The sequence below is a fragment of the Arenimonas alkanexedens genome, assembly GCF_054781355.1.
The window spans coordinates 465,157-481,795 of record NZ_BAAGUO010000002.1 but is presented as its reverse complement, the minus strand read 5'-3'; the positions used below and the strand labels follow the sequence as shown (position 1 = coordinate 481,795).

Genomic DNA, 16,639 nt, shown 5'->3' with positions numbered 1-16,639 from the left:
AGGCCTCAGGCCAGGGCGACGACGGCGGCGCGGGCGCGTTCAAGAAACGCCGCCTTGTTTTCGCCGGCCACGTGGGAAAGCGGGGCGCCGAAGCGCACCGCGCAGGTCAGCGGCACCGGGATGTGGGCGCCCTTGGGCATGGAGCGGTAGAGGTTTTCCAGGTACACCGGAATCAACTCCACGTCGGGGTGGCGCATGGCCAGGTGGTAGAGGCCACTCTTGAACTCGGCCGGCAGGTGTTCGCCGCGGCGGGTGCCTTCGGGGAACAGGATCAGTGAGTCGCCGTTGTTCAGCGCTTCCGAAAGTGGCGCCAGCGGATCGGCGTCCGGGTCGCCGCGCTCGCGGTCAATCAGCAGGGCGCGGAAGGTGCTGTCGGCGAACCATTTGCGCAGGCCCGGCTTGCCCCAGTAATCCTTCGCCGCCACCGGGCGCGTGATGCGCCGCAGGTAGCCGGGCAGGGCGGACCACAGCACCGGGGTATCGAGGTGGCTGGTGTGGTTGGCGAAATAGATGCGCGTGTTGGGCAGCGGCTGGCAGCCGAGCCAGCGCGGGCTGGCGCCGACCAGGCCGCGCAGCAGCAGGATGAGCGGGGTGCCGAGCATCAGTGCTTGCCCGCCGCTGCCGCGCGCTCGCGCAGCTGGCGCGCGATCCTCAACGTGCGGGTGACGCAGGTGAGCGCCGAGCCCACCAGGATGATCCACGCCGCCACGAGCAACGCATACCAGGCATCCGGCCACCAGGGCGCGGCGGCCGCCACGAGGCAGCCCACCGTCATCACGAACATGCGCCTGGGCTTGGACTGCAGGCCGCTGAAATCCTGCGCGAAGCCCAGCGCGCCGCCGGTGGTGCGGATATAGGCCGTGACTGCGGCGAGCAGCGCACCGGCCCAGCCCAGGATCGGCTCACCGGCCGCCATGCCCAGCGCGACGATGAACACCGAGTCGGCGATGCGGTCGGGCAGTTCGTTCCAAAGCGGGCCGGTCGGGCCGCCCAAGCCGCCTTCCACCGCCACCATGCCGTCGAGCAGGTTGCACAGCAGCCGCAGCTGTACGGCCAGGGCGCACAGCAGCGGGCCGGCGGGGCCGGGCAGGTGCAGCAAGGCCGCCATGCCCGCGAAGGCGATGGGGATGCTGATGGCGGAAATCAGATCCGGGCTGACGCGGGCCTTGGCCAGTGCGGCGGCCAAGGCCTTGGCCCAGCCGGCGCTGCGGGTGGCGAGGGGGCGGCGGGATTCGGCGGGGCTGGGCATGCGTGCAAGATGCCAGATTGGGGCGGCGGCGCGATAGTCGGGTAGGACTACGGCGATCAGGCCTGCTTGGTTTTCGCCTTCGCCTTTGCTGCGGCCAGTTGAGCCTCAAGACCTGCCATGACCTCGGCTGCCGGGATGAGCTTCGTCCCTCGACGGGCTGTCCGCATATTCGCCGGTGACTTCTGCCTTGCGACGATGGCGAGTTCTACTCCAAGTGCACCCAGCACTTTCGTTACGGTCGAGAAACGAGGCTGCGCCTCATCCTGGAGCGCTTTGTACAGGCTTTCACGGCCGACTCCCGCCGTTCGCGCGACTTCTGTCATCCCGCGTGCCTTGGCGGCAATCTGCAGCGCATTCTGGAAGACGCCATCGTGCCCCGACTCGAAGGCATCCATCAGGAACACAGCGATAGCTTCGTCTGTATCCAGGTACTTCGCCGGGTCGTAGGGCATGGTCTTGAGAGGCATTTCTTCTAGACTCCGATCATCGTTTGAGTGCCTGACGGCTAGCGTTCGGCGGCCATTTGTTTCGCCGTCTTTATATCGCTCGATTGCGTTGCCTTGTCGCCGCCGCACAGCAGCAAAATCAGCGTCTTCCCTCGCCACGTGAAGTACACCCGGTATCCCGGGCCGTAGTCGATGCGCAATTCGCTGACTCCGGAACCGACGGATCTCACATCACCCAGCAGCCCCATTCTGATGCGTTCTATTCGCGTACTCACCATGGCGACTGCGTTGCGATCGCGCAGGGTGGAAATCCATGTTTCGTAACGTTCGGATTGCTCGACCTCGAGCATGCATTAAATGTATCCGAAAGGATACATATCGAGCGATGCGGGATTTGCTGCTGTCGGGGTCGGGAAACGGCTCACGGAAGCCGTGGAGGGTGGCGGGCAGGGGCCTAATAGAAACGGGCCGCTTTCGCGGCCCGTTTGGGTGGAGCTTCGGGCCTGAAGGCCCTCCTACATGGGGGGGTTACTTCTTGAGGCCGGCGGCTTTGCGCAGGGCTTCGGCGCGGTCGGTCTTTTCCCAGGAGAAGGCGGTGGCGGAGTGCTGCTTGCCGCTGCCGTCGGTGTAGGTGACTTCCTTGGGCTTGCGGCCGAAGTGGCCGTAGGCTGCCGTGCGCTGGTAGATCGGGTGCAGCAGGTCGAGCATCTTGGTGATGCCGTACGGGCGCAGGTCGAAGTGGGCGCGGATCAGCTTCTCGATCTTCTCGTCGCTGATCTTGCCGGTGCCGAAGGTGGTGACCGAAATGGAAGTCGGCTCGGCCACGCCGATGGCGTAGGAAACCTGCACTTCGCACTTGTCGGCCAGGCCGGCGGCGACGATGTTCTTGGCGACGTAGCGCGCGGCGTAGGCGGCCGAACGATCGACCTTGGACGGATCCTTGCCCGAGAACGCGCCGCCACCGTGGCGGGCCATGCCGCCGTAGGTGTCAACGATGATCTTGCGGCCGGTCAGGCCGCAGTCGCCCACCGGGCCGCCGATCACGAAGATGCCGGTCGGGTTGATGTGGATCTTCGACTTCGGCAGCGCCTTGAGCCATTCCTTGGGCAGCACCGGCTTGAGCACGTGCTCGTAGACGGCCTCGACCAGGTCCTTTTGCTTGATTTCAGGATCGTGCTGGGTGGAAAGCACCACGGCGTCCAGGCCAACGATCTTGTTGCCGTCGTAGCGCAGCGTCACCTGCGACTTGGCGTCCGGGCGCAGCCACTTGAGCTTGCCGTTCTTGCGCACCTTGGCCTGCTGCTCGACCAGACGGTGCGAGTAGTAGATCGGCGCCGGCATGAATTCCGGGGCTTCGTTGCAGGCGTAACCGAACATCAGGCCCTGGTCGCCCGCGCCCTGTTCTTCCGGCTTCTTGGCCTTCTTCTTGCTGCCGTCCACGCCGGCGGCGATGTCGGGCGACTGCTTGCCCAGCATGTTGATGATGGCGCAGGTGTGGCCGTCGAAGCCGACGCGCGAATTGTCGTAGCCGATGTCGTTGATGACCTTGCGGGCGAGTTCTTCGATGTCCACCCAGGCGGTGGTGGTGACTTCGCCGGCAACGATCGCCGCGCCGGTCTTGACCATCGTTTCGCAAGCGACGCGCGCACGCTTGTCCTGCGCGAGGATCGCGTCGAGGACGGCGTCGGAGATCTGGTCGGCGAGCTTGTCCGGGTGGCCTTCGGAAACCGACTCGGAAGTGAAGAGGTAGCTGGACATCGTCGCTTATATCCCTTGATTGAGATGAAAGGATGGGTGGGGGCGGGAATGATACACGCCCCTGACCCGGGGTGCATCCTGCGCCCGCCCATGTTGCCAGCGGGTTAAGCCGGCTGTCAGGGTCCTGACGCGGCGCCCACACGGTGCTCGGCTAGGATCCAAACATGGATTCACTTTCCCAGATAGTACTCGGCGGTGCGCTCGCCGCGGCCGTGGCCCCGGCCGCACATCGGCGTGCGGCGCTGCTGGCCGGCGCGGCGCTAGGCACGCTGCCCGACCTGGACTCGTTCGTGATGCTGCCGCTGGGCCTGGATCCGGTCGAGATGATGACCTGGCACCGCGGGCCCTCGCACTCGCTGTTTGTGCTGCTGCCGCTGGCGGCGCTGATCTGGGCCGGGTTCCGGGCGTCCGGCGGACGGGTGGCGCAGTCGCCGGGGCGCTGGTTCGCCGCCATCGCGCTGGCGCTGGTGACGCACCCCCTGCTCGACGCGTTCACCGTCTACGGCACCCAGCTGTGGTGGCCGATTCCGGTCTCGCCGGCGATGTGGTCGAGCCTGTTCATCATCGATCCGCTTTACACGCTGCCGCTGCTGTTGGGCGTCATGCTGGCCTGGCGCTGGCGCGAGCGCGAGGGCGCCCGGCGCGCGCTGGTGATCGGCCTGACGCTGAGCACCGCCTACGCCGGCTGGTCCTTGGCGGCCAAGGCGCTGGTGGACCGCGAAGCCACGCGCACGCTGGCCGGGATGGGGCTGCAGGAGGCGCCGCGGTTCTCGGTACCGATGCCGTTCAATACGCTGCTGTGGCGGGTGGTGGTGATGACGCCCGATGGTTTCCTGGAGGGCGAGCGCTCGCTGGTCGCCGATGCCGGGCCCATGCGGTTCCAGTTCCACCCCTCCGACGCCGAGACCCTGGCGCGGGTCGGCGACTACCCGTCCGTGCAGCGATTGCTGTGGTTCAACCACGGATTCATGAAGGCCGAAGTACGCGAGCGCCGGCTGGTGCTCAGTGACCTGCGCATGGGCGCGGAACCCGACTACAGCTTCCGCTTCGTGGTGGCCGAGCGCGAAGGCCTGGGCTGGCGCCCGATCGAACCACAGCAGATCGCCTGGCCCTGGGAAGCGGGCCGGCGGCTGTCGCAGATGTGGGACCGGATCTGGACGATGCCGGCCGATCAGGCGGCGTCGGACAGTCCGGACGGAACCCCGGCAACCAGCGCGTCGAAGTAGTCCCGGGTCAGCGCCAGCTGGCCGTCGGCACTGTCGGCACGATTCACCACGGCGCGGAAGGCGGCGTTTTCCGGCCGGTCCTTCGCGTACCAGCCCAGGTGCTTGCGCGCGATGCGCACGCCGGCGACTTCGCCATAGAACAGGTGCAGGTGGGCGAGGTGGCCCAGCAGCACGTCGCGTACTTCCTGCAGCGTGGGCGCGGCCAACTTTTCGCCCGTGGCCAGGTAGTGCGCGATCTCGCGAAAGATCCAGGGCCGGCCCTGCGCGGCGCGACCGATCATCACTGCATCGGCGCCGGTGTACCTGAGCACGAAGGCGGCTTTCTCCGGCGAGTCGATGTCGCCGTTGGCCAGCACCGGGATCTGCAGCGCGGTCTTGACCGCGGCGATGGTGTCGTACTCGGCCTGGCCGGTGTAGTGCTGGTCGCGGGTGCGGCCGTGGACGGCCAACGAGGCGATGCCGCTGTCCTGGGCGATGCGGGCGATGCTGAGCGCGTTCTTCTGGTCGGCGGCCCAGCCGGTGCGGATCTTAAGCGTCACCGGCACGTCGACGGCAGCCACCACGGCCGAGAGGATGCGCGCCACCAGCGCCTCGTCGCGCATCAGCGCCGAGCCGGCCCAGGTGTTGCAGACCTTCTTGGCCGGGCAGCCCATGTTGATGTCGATCAGCTGGGCGCCATGGTCAACGTTGTAGCGCGCGGCCTCGGCCAGCATGGCCGGGTCGGTGCCGGCGATCTGCACGCTGATCGGGTCGGGCTCGCCGCTGTGGTCCATGCGGTGCTGGGACTTGTTGGTGTGCCATAGCTTGGGGTTCGAGATGGTCATCTCGGACACGCACAGGCCGGCGCCCAGTCGCTTGCACAGCATCCGGAACGGCTTGTCGGTGACGCCGGCCATGGGGGCCAGCACCACGCGGGGCTCGATGCGATGGGGGCCAATCTGCATGGGGCGGCATTCTAGCCGCCCCGCTGGAACGGCGACATCAGGTCCCGAAACGGGCCAGCACGTCGGCGTGGCGGGGCATGGCCAGGGCGGCGCCGGGGCGTTCGGTGGACAGGGCGGCGAAGCGGGCGGCGAAGCGCAGGGCATCGGCGAAGGGCTGGTCGCGGCCGGCCTGGGCCAGGGCCGCCGCCAGGGCGCCGCTGAAGGCGTCGCCAGCGCCGGTGGTGTCCACGGTATTCGCTTGCTCGGCCGGCAGGCGATAGGCGGCGACCGGGTCGCCGCGCTGCTGGTCGCCGTGGGAGACGAAGGCGCCGGCGGCACCCAAGGTCAGCACGACCGTGGCGCGCGGGGCGAGGCGCCGGCACAGGGTGTGCAGCGCCGCATCCGGCATCGACACCAGGGCATCGGGATCCACCGTTTGGTCCGCATGACGGGCCAGCATCGCGGTGAACTCGGTTTCGTTCGGTGTCAGCACGTCGGCGGCGTCGAGCAGGCCGTCGGTGGTCAAGGCATTGGCTGGGGCGGGGTTGAGAATGGCGAGTGCGCCGACGTCGCCCGCGGCGTCGAGCGCGGCCTGCACCGCCTCGGCATTGACCTCCAACTGGGCCAGCACCACGCGCGCGCCGCGGAAGGCGTCCACCTGCGACCGCACGAAGTCGGCGCCGAGCGCGGCGTTGGCGCCGGGCGCCACCACGATCACATTGCGTCCGGCTGCGTCCACGAAGATGCCGGCGGTGCCGCTGGCCAGATCGGGGTGGACCTGGTCGTGCAGCGCGATGCCTTCGGCCGTGGCCAACGTTCGCGCACCGGCTGCGGTGTTGTCGGCGCCAAGCGCGGTAATGAAGCGGGTGCCGGCGCCAGCGCGCGCGGCGGCGACGGCCTGGTTGAAGCCCTTGCCGCCGGGTCCGCTGGCGAAGCTGCCCAGGCGTGTGGCGCCAGGCACCGGGAGTTCGTCGGTGGACCAGACGAAGTCCTGGTTGTAGGAACCCACCACGACAACCCTCGACATTCCATTTCTCCCGCGTCACCTGTAGGAGGGCCTTCAGGCCCGAAGCTTTTGGCGAAGGGCTTCGGGCCTGAAGGCCCTCCTACAAAATCCTTCAGGCGCCGAGGCTGGTCAGGACGCCGGCGATGGTGGCGGTCATGAAGGTGGCCAAGGTGCCGCCCAGCACGGCGCGCAGGCCGAACTTGGCCAGGTCCTGGCGACGCTCCGGGGCCAGGCCGCCGATGCCGCCGATCTGGATCGCGATCGAGCTGAAGTTGGCGAAGCCGCACAGCGCATAGGTGGCGATCAGCTTGCCCTGGTCGGTCAGCGTCACGCCCTCGACGTTGCCGTTCACGATTTCCGCGAGCTGCAGGTAGGCGACGAACTCGTTGAGCACGATCTTCTGGCCGATCAGGCCGCCCACCGTGGTCGCGTCCTGCCACGGCACGCCGATCACCCAGGCGATCGGGGCCAGCACGTAGCCGAGCAGGGTCGCCATGTCGGTCGGGCGGCCGAGCGCTTCGGCCAGGCCGGTCACTTCACCGATCCAGGTCAGCGGCCAGTTCAGCATCGCGATCAGGGCGATGAAGGCCAGCAGCATCGCGCCGATGTTCAGGGCCAACCGCAGGCCATCGCCGGCGCCGGCTGCGGCCGCGTCAATGATGTTGCTGGTGTTCTTCTCGACTTCCATCTTCACCGTGCCGCGGGTGAGCGGATTGCCGGTTTCCGGAATCAGCAGCTTGGCGATCACCAGGGTGGCGGGCGCCGCCATGATCGAGGCGGCCAGCAGGTGCTTGGCGTAATAGGCCGACTCGACCGGGTCACCGCCGCCGAGCATGCCGACGTAGGCCGCCAGCACGCCGCCGGCGATATGGGCCATGCCGCCGATCATCATCGTGATCAGCTCCGACTCGGTCATGCGGCCGATGTAGGGGCGCACGGTCAGCGGCGCCTCGGTCTGGCCGATGAAGACGCTGGCGCAGACGCTGGTCGTCTCGGCGCCGGAAACTTTCATCACCTTGGTGATGGCCAGCGCCATGATGCGCACGATGAACTGCATCACGCCCAGGTGGTAGAGCACGCCCATCAGCGCCGCGAAGAAGATGATGGTCGGCAGCACCTGGAAGGCGAAGATGAAGCCGTAGGTTTCCACGTCCATCAGGCTGCCGAAGATGAACTTCGAGCCTTCGTTGACGAAGCTCAGGATCCTGACGAAGCCGTTGCCCAGGGCGTCGAACACGTCGCGTCCGCCGGGCACCAGCAGCACCAGCGCGGCGAAGCCGATCTGCAAAGAGATGCCGGTGAGCACCAGCCGCCAGTCCACCGCGCCGCGATTGTTGGAGAACAGCCAGGCGATGAAGATCAGGACGGACAGGCCGAAGAGGCCGAAAAGAATGCTGGTGATCATTGAGCGGCGGAACCCCCGTGGCGATGGGGCAGGGTAGAGCAGGCCCCCCCGCGCGGGCAAGGCGGAATCAGCCCTCGTCGCGCACCACCACCCGGTTCCGGCCCGCTTGCTTGGCCACCTGCAGGCGCTGGTCGGCCCGCTTCATCAGGCCCGAGAGGTCGTTGGCGTCCTGCGGGCAGCTGGCCAGGCCGGCGCTGAGCGTGAGCCGGCGCGGCTCTACGCCGGGCCCGGGCAGGAAGGGCTCGGCCTCGAGCTTGCGCCGCAGCACCTCCATTCGTTCCCAGGCCGCCCCGATCGGCAGCCGCAGCAGCAGCACGAACTCCTCGCCGCCGGCGCGGATCATCGGCTCCTCGCGGCCCAGTTCGTTGCGCAGCACCTTAACCGCGTGGCGCAGGGCGCGATCGCCGGCCAGGTGGCCCAGTTCGGCGTTGATATGGCGGAAGTTGTCCAGGTCGATCAGGGCCAGGCTGACGGTGTGGCCCTGGGCGCGGGCATCGCGGATCTGCTGCGGCACGCGCGTGTTGAGGTAGCTGCGGTTGGGCAGGCCGGTGAGGCCATCGGTGGCCGAAAACTGGGTCAGGCGCTGGGCCCGGAAGACCACCATGGCCGTCACCATCGTGATGGCCACCAGCAGGACCAGTCGCTGGATTTGGGTGGCGGTGCTGACCGTGCCATAGACGGCGGAGACCAGCGGCTCGTCCACGACGGTCACCACCGCCGCCCACAGCAGGGCGGTTTGCACCACGGCCAGCAGGCCGGCCAGTAGGGTCACCCGCACATCGTGGCGCAGGGCGGTGGCGACGATAGCCAGCGCGTAGCAGCACCAGACCACGGCGCTGTTGACCAAGGCCACCGGCGATTCCATCGAAAGCAGAACCAGCACCAGGGTGACCATGGTGACGTCGGAGGCGGCGGTGAGGATGGCCAGGCCCTCGACCCGGCGCGGGCGCTGGGCCAGGCGTCGCCATAGCAGGCTAAGGGCCAGCGCCAGGCCGGCACCGGCCAGGCCGGCGATGGACTCGTGGAGCGTGCCGCCGGTCATCAGGTTCACCAGCGGCAGCAGCAACAGCAGCGACGCCACGCCGACGCGCAGGTGGGCGACCAGCAGTTCGCCGCCCGCGCCGACTTCGAGCAGGATTTCGTCTGGCGGCTCGCGCAGCGAGGCCGACAGGTCATTGATGGTTTCGCGCAGGGTACTCACGCCGGGGGTCGTGGCCTGTCAGGAAGAGCCCGGAGCATAGCCGGGCAGCCCGCGTGCTGTCAGGCCGGTCAGCAGTTCAGCCCGGCAGGCCGCGCCATGCCACCCACAGCGCCAGGGCGGCGAACAGTGCGGCCGCCGCCCAGCGCGCGGCCTTGAGCGGCAGCTTGGCGGCGAACTTCGTGCCCAGCAGCACCACCGGCACGTTGGCCACCGCCATGCCCAGGGTGGTGCCGGCGACCACCTGCCAGAGCGGCGAGTACTGCGCCGCTAGCACCACGGTCGCGACCTGGGTCTTGTCGCCGATCTCGACGATGAAGAAGGCGATCGTGGTGGCCAGGAACGCGCCGAAGCGCGGCGTTTTGACTTCGTCGTCCTCGAGCTTGTCCGGCACCAGCGCCCACAGTGCGACGGCGACGAAGGACAGCACGACGGCCCAGCGCATGACCCCCGGACTGACGAAAGCGGTGACCCAGGCCCCGAGTGCGCCGGCCAGGCCATGGTTGGCCAGGGTGGCGACCAGGATGCCGGCGATGATCGGCCAGGGCTTGCGATAGCGCGCCGCCAGCATCAGCGCGAGCAGCTGGGTCTTGTCGCCGATTTCGGCGATGGCGACGGCGAGGGTGGAAATATAGAAAGCGTCCAAGCAAAGACTCCGGGGCCGGGACGCGGTTTGGACGAAGGCCGGCGCCTCGCGTCCCGGCCCGGGTTCGCGACGCGCTGGCCTTCGGTCTTGCCCGCAAAGCCGGAGCTTTGCCCGCGCACCATGGCGATCGCCAAGTATGTTGATGCGAGGCGGCCCGAAGGGCCTGGGCTACTCCCCGAAGCCAGGGAAAGCGCGCCGATTGTATCCCATGTCCTCCCAGGGGGTCGTGGGAGCAGGGAGGGCGTGGGGGTTGGTTAGAAGGTGGCGCGGAGGCCGATGAAGGCGCTGCGAGGCTGGCCGGGGCGGGCGCCGGCGGGGCGGCGGGCGACGATGTAGGTTTCGTCCGACAGGTTTTCGATCCGGCCGTACAGCTCCAGTCGGTCGTTGAGCTGGTAGCCGCCGGTCAGGTCCCAGACCAGGGCCGAGTCGGTGCGCTCGCCGGCGCCGGTGCCGGCCTCGGTGCGCATGTCGTCGAGGTAATTCGCGGCCAGGCCCAGGCGCCAGCGGTTGCCGACCAGGCCGATTTCGGCGTGCACCAGGTGCTCGGGCAGGTAGGGCAGGCGGTCGCCGCTGGTGACGTCGCCCCATTCGTCGAAGTCGGACACGAAGCTGTTGCGGAAATCGGCGTGGGTGTAGGTGTAGGCCAGCGCGAACGGCACCGACACGCCGCCGCCTGGATTGAAGTCGTAGTTCAGGCTGGCCTCGAGGCCGCTGACGCGCGCTTCGCCGCCGTCGAACTGGTCGCCCAGGCTGCAGTTGCCGCCGCTGGACGCGGTGCAGGTGCCGACCAGGTTCGAATAATCGTTGATGAAGCCGACCAGCTCCGCGCCCAGGCCGTTCTGGTTCCAGCGCAGGCCGAACTCGCCGTTCACGCTCTTCTCGGACAGTGAGCCCGAGGCCGGGCCCGGCGGATTGAAGCCGCGGTGCATGCTGGCGAACAGGGTCAGCGCATCGCTGTACAGATAGGTGGCGCCGAAGCCGGGGATGACTTCGTCCACTTCGGTTTCCACTTTCGACAGCACCACGTCGCGCAGGCCGGTGGCGGTGGAGTAGCGGGTGCTGGCCAGGTCAATGCGCTCGTAGCGCACGCCCGGGGTGAGTATCCACTTGCCGAAGCTGATGCTGTCGTGCACGAACAGGGACAAGGCCTCGGCATCACCGACGCGGTTGTCCTGGGAGCCGGGCGCGCCGTCGCGGGTCAGCATCAGTTGGCCACCCTGCATGCGGAAGCGGTCGTCGTTCTGGTAGCGGTCTTCCTGGTCGCGGTGAACGCGCAAGCCCACTTCCAGCGCGTGTTCGGCCTGGCCGGCGGCGAAGCGCGTGCCGAGCACCGTCTGCAGGCCCTGGGCGTAGTAGCTGCGGTTGTTGTTGCGCAGGCGCAGGGCGTCGTCCGGGCTGTCGCCGCCGGTCAGCCAGTTGTACTGGTCAGCCCAGGTGGTCGGATCGTCGACAATGGTGCCGATGCCGACGTAGCCGCCGGTGCCCGGGTTGAGTACGTCGTTGAGCTTGAACCAGTTGCGCGCGAACTCGGTGCGGTAGGCGATCGTGCTCAGCGTGGCGTTCTCGCCCAGCTCGATCAGGTGCCGCAGCTCGTAGAGCTCGTGCTCGGTCTGGATGTTGTCCAGGCGCGAGGCGGCGTAGCGGCGGTTGGGGTCGGCGCGGAAGTCGGCGTCGGTCAGGCCCAGGTAGGTCTCGTTGCTGTCCTGGGTGGTGCGGCTGAGCTTGAGGTCGAGCTGCTGGTAGACGCCGGCGTCCGGCGCGCTGACCCATCGCAGCTTGGCGACGACGTCGTCGAGGTCGTAGCCGGCACCGCCGCCGCCGTCAATCTGCTTGTAGCTGTCGCTGGACTGGCGCACCGCTTCGATCATGCCGCCGAAGCGTTCGCCCATCGCGCCGGCCCAGGCATGTCCGAGCACGGTCGCGTCCGAGCCGTAGGACAGGTCGAGCTCACCGCTGGTGTCAGCTGGGATCGGGGTGGAAATCAGGTTGATCGCGCCACCGGTGGTGCGCGGGCCGGCCTGGATCGCCGAAGAGCCCTTGCGGATCTCGACCGCATCAATGCGCGTCATGGTCGGGAAATAGTAGGCCGAGGGTGCCGCGTAGGGCGCCGGCGCGATCAGGACGCCGTCTTCCATCAGCGTGATCCGGCTGCTGCGATCGGTGCCCGAGCCCCGGATGCCGATGTTCGGGCGCAGGCCATGGCCTTCTTCCTCAACCAGGTACACGCCGGGGACCTGGCGCAGCACCCGGTTGATGTCGCGGTAGTTGAACCGATCCAGCGTTTTCTGGTCGATGTAGTGCGCCGAGCCGGCGGCCTTCTGGGCGTCGTCGGCGGTGCCGAAGACGTTGACGCTGTCCAGGCGCGCGAGCTCCGTGGCGGGGGCGCCGGAAGCAAAGGCGGCAGTGGGCAGCAGGGCGAGCGAGATGGCGAGACGCAGGGTGGGCGACATTGGGCGGAAATTCCGGGAGCTGGGTAAATAAGGAGGGCAAGACGCCGTAACAGGGAAAATGGTACTGCAAGCGAGAATGATTCGCAATACGGATAAGTGCCCCGCCCGTGCCTACACTGAGGCCCTGTCCCCGGGGGAGTGCGGCATCTTGGAAATCCTGACCATCATCATCCTGATTGCTGGCGTCATCGTTCTTATCAAGACGGTGCGCATGGTTCCCCAGGGCTACGAATGGACCGTCGAGCGCTTCGGCAAGTACACCCACACCATGTCGCCCGGCCTGCACTTCCTGATGCCGGTGATCCAGACGGTCGGCCGCAAGGTCAACGTCATGGAGCAGGTGCTCGAGGTGCCTTCGCAGGACGTCATCACCCGCGACAACGCGGTGGTGAAGGTGGACGGCGTGGTGTTCTTCCAGGTGCTTGACGCGGCCAAGGCCGCCTACGAGGTGTCGAATCTCGAGCAGGCCACCATTGCGCTGGTGATGACCAACATCCGCACCTCGATCGGCTCGCTGGACCTGGACGAGTCGCTGTCCAAGCGCGACGAGATCAACGCCAAGCTGCTCACCGTGGTGGACGTGGCCACGCATCCCTGGGGCATCAAGGTCAACCGCATCGAGCTCAAGGACATCCAGCCGCCGCGCGACCTGGTGGACGCGATGGCGCGCCAGATGAAAGCCGAGCGCGAAAAGCGCGCCAACATCCTGGAAGCCGAGGGCCACCGCGCCTCGGAAATCCTGCGGGCCGAAGGCGAGAAGCAGGGCGCGATCCTGGAGGCCGAAGGCAAGCGCGAAGCCGCGTTCCGCGACGCCGAGGCGCGTGAGCGCCTGGCCGAGGCCGAGGCGAACGCGACGCGGATGGTGTCCGAGGCCATTGCCAACGGCAACGTGCAGGCGATCAATTACTTCGTCGCACAGAAGTACATCGAGGCGTTCAAGGCGCTGGCCGAAGCGCCGAACCAGAAGTTCGTGATGATGCCGATGGAGTCCACCGGCATCATCAGCTCGCTAGGCGGCATTGCCGAGCTGGCCAAGGAAAGCTTCGGCCTGGGCAACGGCGGCGCGCCCGCCAAGCCCGCCCCGAAGCCGACGCCGCCGCCGCGGATCGGAGGCTGATATGCGCACGGCACTGATTGTCTGGGCCAGCCTGGCGCTGGCGCTGATGGCGGCCGAGACGCTGGCGCCGGGCGTGTTCCTGCTGTGGCTGGGTTTCGCCGCGGCGGTGATGTTCCTGGTGATGCTGGGGGTGCCTGACCTGGCGCCGGTCTGGCAGGCCACGGCTTTCATCGTGCTTTCGTTCGTGTCGATCGGGGTGTACGTGACCTATTTCCGCGGTCGCGAGAAGCCCAGCGACCAGCCGCTGCTGAATCGGCGCGGCGCGCAGTTGGTCGGGCAGGTGTTCGTGCTCGACCAGGCCATCGTGGACGGCCGTGGCCGCCTCAAGATCGGCGATGCCTTCTGGTCCGCTGAAGGCCCGGACCTGCCGCAGGGGCGCCGCGTGCGCGTGATCGGCGCCGACAACATGTCGCTGCAGGTAGTCGCTGCCGACTGAACGGCGACTGGCGCTCGCCAGCGCGGCGGCTTGCGGGTAGGATGAGAATCATTATCATTCCCTGACCTGCCCGCCCGGAGCACGACCATGACCCGCCTGACGCTTTCCCTTCTGCTGGCCAGCCTGCTGGCCCCGGCCGTGTACGCGGCGGAACTGGTCGTCTACACCGAGCGCAAGGAGCCGCTGGTCAAGCCGCTGTTCGAACGCTACGAGCGCGAAACCGGCACCCGTATCGAACTGCTGTCCGACGGCGCGCCCGTGCTGATCGAGCGGCTCGCGGCGGAAGGCAACAACACCCGCGCCGACCTGTTCATGGCGGTGGACGCGGGCAGCCTGTGGCAGGCGGCCGAACGCGGCCTGCTGGCCCCGGTGCAGTCGCCGGCGCTGGAAGCGGCGATTCCCGCCCACCTGCGCGATCCCCAGGGTCGTTGGTTCGCGCTGTCGCAGCGCGCCCGCACCATCGTTTATTCCACCGAGCGCGTGGATCCGTCCGAGCTGTCGGGCATTGGCGACCTGGCGCGAAACAAGTGGCGCGGCCGCCTGTGCCTGCGCTCGTCGAAGAAGGTCTACAACCAGTCGCTGGTCGCGACCCTGCTCGAGCGCATTGGCGTGGACTACACCGAGACCGTCGTGCGCGGCTGGGTCGCCAACCTGGCTACCGCGCCCTTCGCCGACGACACCCTGCTGGCCAAGGCGATCGCCGCCGGCCAGTGCGACGTCGGCATCATCAACACCTATTACCTGGGCCGACTGCAGCACGATGACCCCGCGTTCCCGGTGCAGGTGTTCTGGGCCAACCAGAACGGCGTCGGCGCCCACGTCAACGTATCGGGCGCCGGCATCGTTGCGGCGTCGAAGCAGAAAGATGAGGCCCGCAAGTTCCTGGAGTGGCTGGCCTCGGAATCGGTGCAGGCTGATTTCGCCAGCATCAACTTCGAAATCCCGGCGCGTCCGGGCGTGGCGCTCGATCCGGTAGTCGCCGCCTGGGGGCCGTTCAAGGCGGATCCGGTGAACGTGTCGGTCGCGGGCCAGCGTCAGGCCGAAGCCGTCAAACTGATGGATCGCGCCGGCTGGCGTTGACCGCATGAGCCGAGGCGCTTTGCGCACCGCCTGGCCGCGGGTGCTGGCCTGGTTGCTGGCGCTGCCCTTGCTGTTGCCGGCGCTGTGGCTGGTGAGCGCTTTCGCGACGCCGGCGCCGGACGTGTGGCCGCATCTATTCGCGCAGGTGCTGCCCGAGGCGGTTCGAAACACGCTGGCGCTGCTGGGCTTGATCGCCGTGTTCGCGCTGCTGCCGGGCGTCGGTTTTGCCTGGGCCAGCGCGCGCTATGACTACCCGGGACGGCGCCTGTTCGACTGGGCGCTGGTGCTGCCGATGGCGCTGCCCGGCTACGTCGTTGCCTTCGTCTACGTGGGGCTGACGGACTATGCCGGGCCGCTGCAGCAGGCTTGGCGCGCGCTCGGGCTGACGGCGAGCGCGTTTCCGGAGTTGCGCAGCGTGCCCGGCGCCGCCGCGGTGCTGTCGCTGGTGCTCTATCCCTATATCTTCCTGCTCGTGCGCGCCGCGTTCCTGCGCCAGGGCAGTGCGGCCATGGACGCCGCGCGTTCGCTCGGCCACGGGCCGCTTTCGGCCTTCGTGCATGCGGCACTGCCGATGGCGCGACCGGCCTGGGTGGCGGGCCTCAGCCTGGTGATGCTCGAGGCGCTGGCGGATTTCGGAGCGGTCAGCATTCTCGGCGTCGACACCCTGACCACGGCGATCTACAAGACCTGGTTCGGGCTGTACTCACTCACCGCGGCCGCGCAGTTGGCCTGCGCGATGGTGGGCCTGGTCGCACTGGTGCTGGTGCTGGAGCGGCTGGGTCGCGGCCGCGGCCGTCACGCCGGCAAGCAGCTGATGCCGCCGCCGCGTCGACCCTTGCCGGGCTGGCGTGGGCGCACGGTGTCGGCGCTGGCGGCGCTGGTGGTCGCGCTTGGCTTCCTGGTGCCGGTGGCGCAGTTGCTGGTCTGGTCCTGGCAGTCGCGAACAGTGTTGCCCGAAGTCGGCATGCCGGCGCTCAACACGGCGCTGCTGGCGGCGATGGCGGCGGGGCTGGTCCTGGTGATCTCGCTGGCATTCACGCTACTGGGTCGGCGGGGCGGCGGTGATCGGGTGGCCCAGGCGGCCGGCTTCACGGCCGGACTGGGCTACGCGGTGCCGGGAACGGTGCTGGCGGTCGGCGCGATGTGGCTGCTGGTGGCCGTCGAGCGCAGTTGGCCCTGGCTGTCCGGCCTGGCCCTGAGTTCAAGCCTGGTGGCGGTGCTGCTGGCGCTGTCCGTGCGCTTCCTGCGCGTGGGCCATGAGGCGACCGAGTCCGCGTTCCAGACGCTGCGGCCGTCTCTGCTCGAGTCCGCCCGCGTACTCGGTGTCCCCGCCGGCGTGCGCCTGCGCCGCATCGTCCTGCCGCTGCTGCGGCCGGGCCTGGTGGCGGCGGTGCTGCTGGTGTTGGTGGAAACGGTTAAAGAGCTGCCGGTCACCCTGATGCTGCGCCCCTTCGGTTGGGACACGCTGGCGGTTCGCATCTATGGCTACACCACCGAGGGTCTGTGGGCCGAGGCGGCCTGGCCGGCGCTGTGGCTGTGCGCGGTCGGCTTGCTGCCGGTTTGGTGGCTGGTGCGTCAGCAGCGCTGAACGTACGCGGGCGCACGCCGTTCCGGCGCCGACGATCGCGGGCGGCCGGCGCGTGTGGGAACGGGACGGCGATGCGATAATGGCCGCCTTCCCACGCACACCCCGGCAGGC

General features: G+C 68.3%; 16 protein-coding genes and 1 riboswitch. Of the genes, 5 read left to right on the top strand and 11 right to left on the bottom strand.

Features of this window, described 5'->3' with window-relative positions:
* Nucleotides 1-5 precede the first annotated feature (5 nt).
* The 5 genes from ACYVGY_RS06820 to metK all read right to left on the bottom strand — a co-directional run bounded on the left by ACYVGY_RS06820 (nt 6) and on the right by metK (nt 3,453).
* On the bottom strand, nt 6-602 hold the full coding sequence (locus ACYVGY_RS06820) for a lysophospholipid acyltransferase family protein (protein WP_460456716.1): 597 nt from the start codon (nt 600-602) through the stop codon (nt 6-8).
* Entirely contained in the window at nt 602-1,249 is a 648-nt protein-coding gene (locus ACYVGY_RS06815; RefSeq protein ID WP_460456715.1) for a CDP-alcohol phosphatidyltransferase family protein, read from the bottom strand. The genes ACYVGY_RS06820 and ACYVGY_RS06815 overlap by 1 nt, the downstream gene beginning before the upstream one ends.
* A 56-nt stretch (nt 1,250-1,305) precedes the next feature.
* Nucleotides 1,306-1,716, bottom strand: coding sequence for an addiction module antidote protein (locus ACYVGY_RS06810; protein WP_460456714.1), 411 nt, complete (start codon nt 1,714-1,716; stop codon nt 1,306-1,308).
* A gap of 38 nt (nt 1,717-1,754) precedes the next feature.
* Nucleotides 1,755-2,045: a type II toxin-antitoxin system RelE/ParE family toxin gene (locus tag ACYVGY_RS06805; protein WP_460456713.1), complete on the bottom strand. Its 291-nt coding sequence runs from the start codon at nt 2,043-2,045 to the stop codon at nt 1,755-1,757.
* A 178-nt stretch (nt 2,046-2,223) separates the two neighbouring features.
* Nucleotides 2,224-3,453, bottom strand: a complete 1,230-nt coding sequence (gene metK, locus ACYVGY_RS06800) for a methionine adenosyltransferase (protein ID WP_460456712.1) — start codon at nt 3,451-3,453, stop codon at nt 2,224-2,226.
* 164 nt (nt 3,454-3,617) lie between these two features.
* Between metK and ACYVGY_RS06795 the strand changes: the two genes are divergently transcribed.
* Nucleotides 3,618-4,679 carry a metal-dependent hydrolase gene (locus ACYVGY_RS06795; protein WP_460456711.1) on the top strand — a complete coding sequence of 354 codons (1,062 nt, stop codon included), beginning with the start codon at nt 3,618-3,620 and terminating at the stop codon, nt 4,677-4,679.
* Here the strand turns inward: ACYVGY_RS06795 and dusB are convergent.
* The 6 genes from dusB to ACYVGY_RS06765 all read right to left on the bottom strand — a co-directional run bounded on the left by dusB (nt 4,625) and on the right by ACYVGY_RS06765 (nt 12,307).
* Complete coding sequence (gene dusB, locus ACYVGY_RS06790; protein WP_460456710.1) at nt 4,625-5,623, bottom strand: tRNA dihydrouridine synthase DusB; 999 nt, start codon at nt 5,621-5,623, stop codon at nt 4,625-4,627. The two genes, ACYVGY_RS06795 and dusB, sit on opposite strands and share 55 nt — an antisense overlap.
* A 37-nt stretch (nt 5,624-5,660) precedes the next feature.
* Entirely contained in the window at nt 5,661-6,629 is a 969-nt protein-coding gene (locus ACYVGY_RS06785) for a PfkB family carbohydrate kinase (RefSeq protein WP_460456709.1), read from the bottom strand.
* A gap of 91 nt (nt 6,630-6,720) precedes the next feature.
* Entirely contained in the window at nt 6,721-8,013 is a 1,293-nt protein-coding gene (locus ACYVGY_RS06780) for a NupC/NupG family nucleoside CNT transporter (RefSeq protein WP_460456708.1), read from the bottom strand.
* Nucleotides 8,014-8,080: 67 nt separating this feature from the next.
* Nucleotides 8,081-9,214: a GGDEF domain-containing protein gene (locus ACYVGY_RS06775; RefSeq protein WP_460456707.1), complete on the bottom strand. Its 1,134-nt coding sequence runs from the start codon at nt 9,212-9,214 to the stop codon at nt 8,081-8,083.
* 76 nt (nt 9,215-9,290) lie between these two features.
* On the bottom strand, nt 9,291-9,857 hold the full coding sequence (locus ACYVGY_RS06770; protein ID WP_460456706.1) for a TMEM165/GDT1 family protein: 567 nt from the start codon (nt 9,855-9,857) through the stop codon (nt 9,291-9,293).
* Between the two features lie 93 nt (nt 9,858-9,950).
* A riboswitch (yybP-ykoY riboswitch) is annotated at nt 9,951-10,046 on the bottom strand.
* A 65-nt stretch (nt 10,047-10,111) separates the two neighbouring features.
* Nucleotides 10,112-12,307: a TonB-dependent receptor family protein gene (locus ACYVGY_RS06765; protein WP_460456705.1), complete on the bottom strand. Its 2,196-nt coding sequence runs from the start codon at nt 12,305-12,307 to the stop codon at nt 10,112-10,114.
* A 148-nt stretch (nt 12,308-12,455) separates the two neighbouring features.
* Between ACYVGY_RS06765 and ACYVGY_RS06760 the strand changes: the two genes are divergently transcribed.
* The 4 genes from ACYVGY_RS06760 to ACYVGY_RS06745 all read left to right on the top strand — a co-directional run bounded on the left by ACYVGY_RS06760 (nt 12,456) and on the right by ACYVGY_RS06745 (nt 16,528).
* Nucleotides 12,456-13,424, top strand: a complete 969-nt coding sequence (locus ACYVGY_RS06760; RefSeq protein WP_460456704.1) for an SPFH domain-containing protein — start codon at nt 12,456-12,458, stop codon at nt 13,422-13,424.
* Between the two features lies 1 nt (nt 13,425).
* Nucleotides 13,426-13,860, top strand: coding sequence for an NfeD family protein (locus ACYVGY_RS06755; RefSeq protein WP_460456703.1), 435 nt, complete (start codon nt 13,426-13,428; stop codon nt 13,858-13,860).
* Between the two features lie 87 nt (nt 13,861-13,947).
* A complete protein-coding gene (locus ACYVGY_RS06750; RefSeq protein ID WP_460456702.1) occupies nt 13,948-14,940 on the top strand; it encodes an extracellular solute-binding protein in 993 nt (330 codons plus the stop codon).
* Between the two features lie 4 nt (nt 14,941-14,944).
* Nucleotides 14,945-16,528: an ABC transporter permease gene (locus tag ACYVGY_RS06745; RefSeq protein ID WP_460456701.1), complete on the top strand. Its 1,584-nt coding sequence runs from the start codon at nt 14,945-14,947 to the stop codon at nt 16,526-16,528.
* Nucleotides 16,529-16,639: the final 111 nt, after the last annotated feature.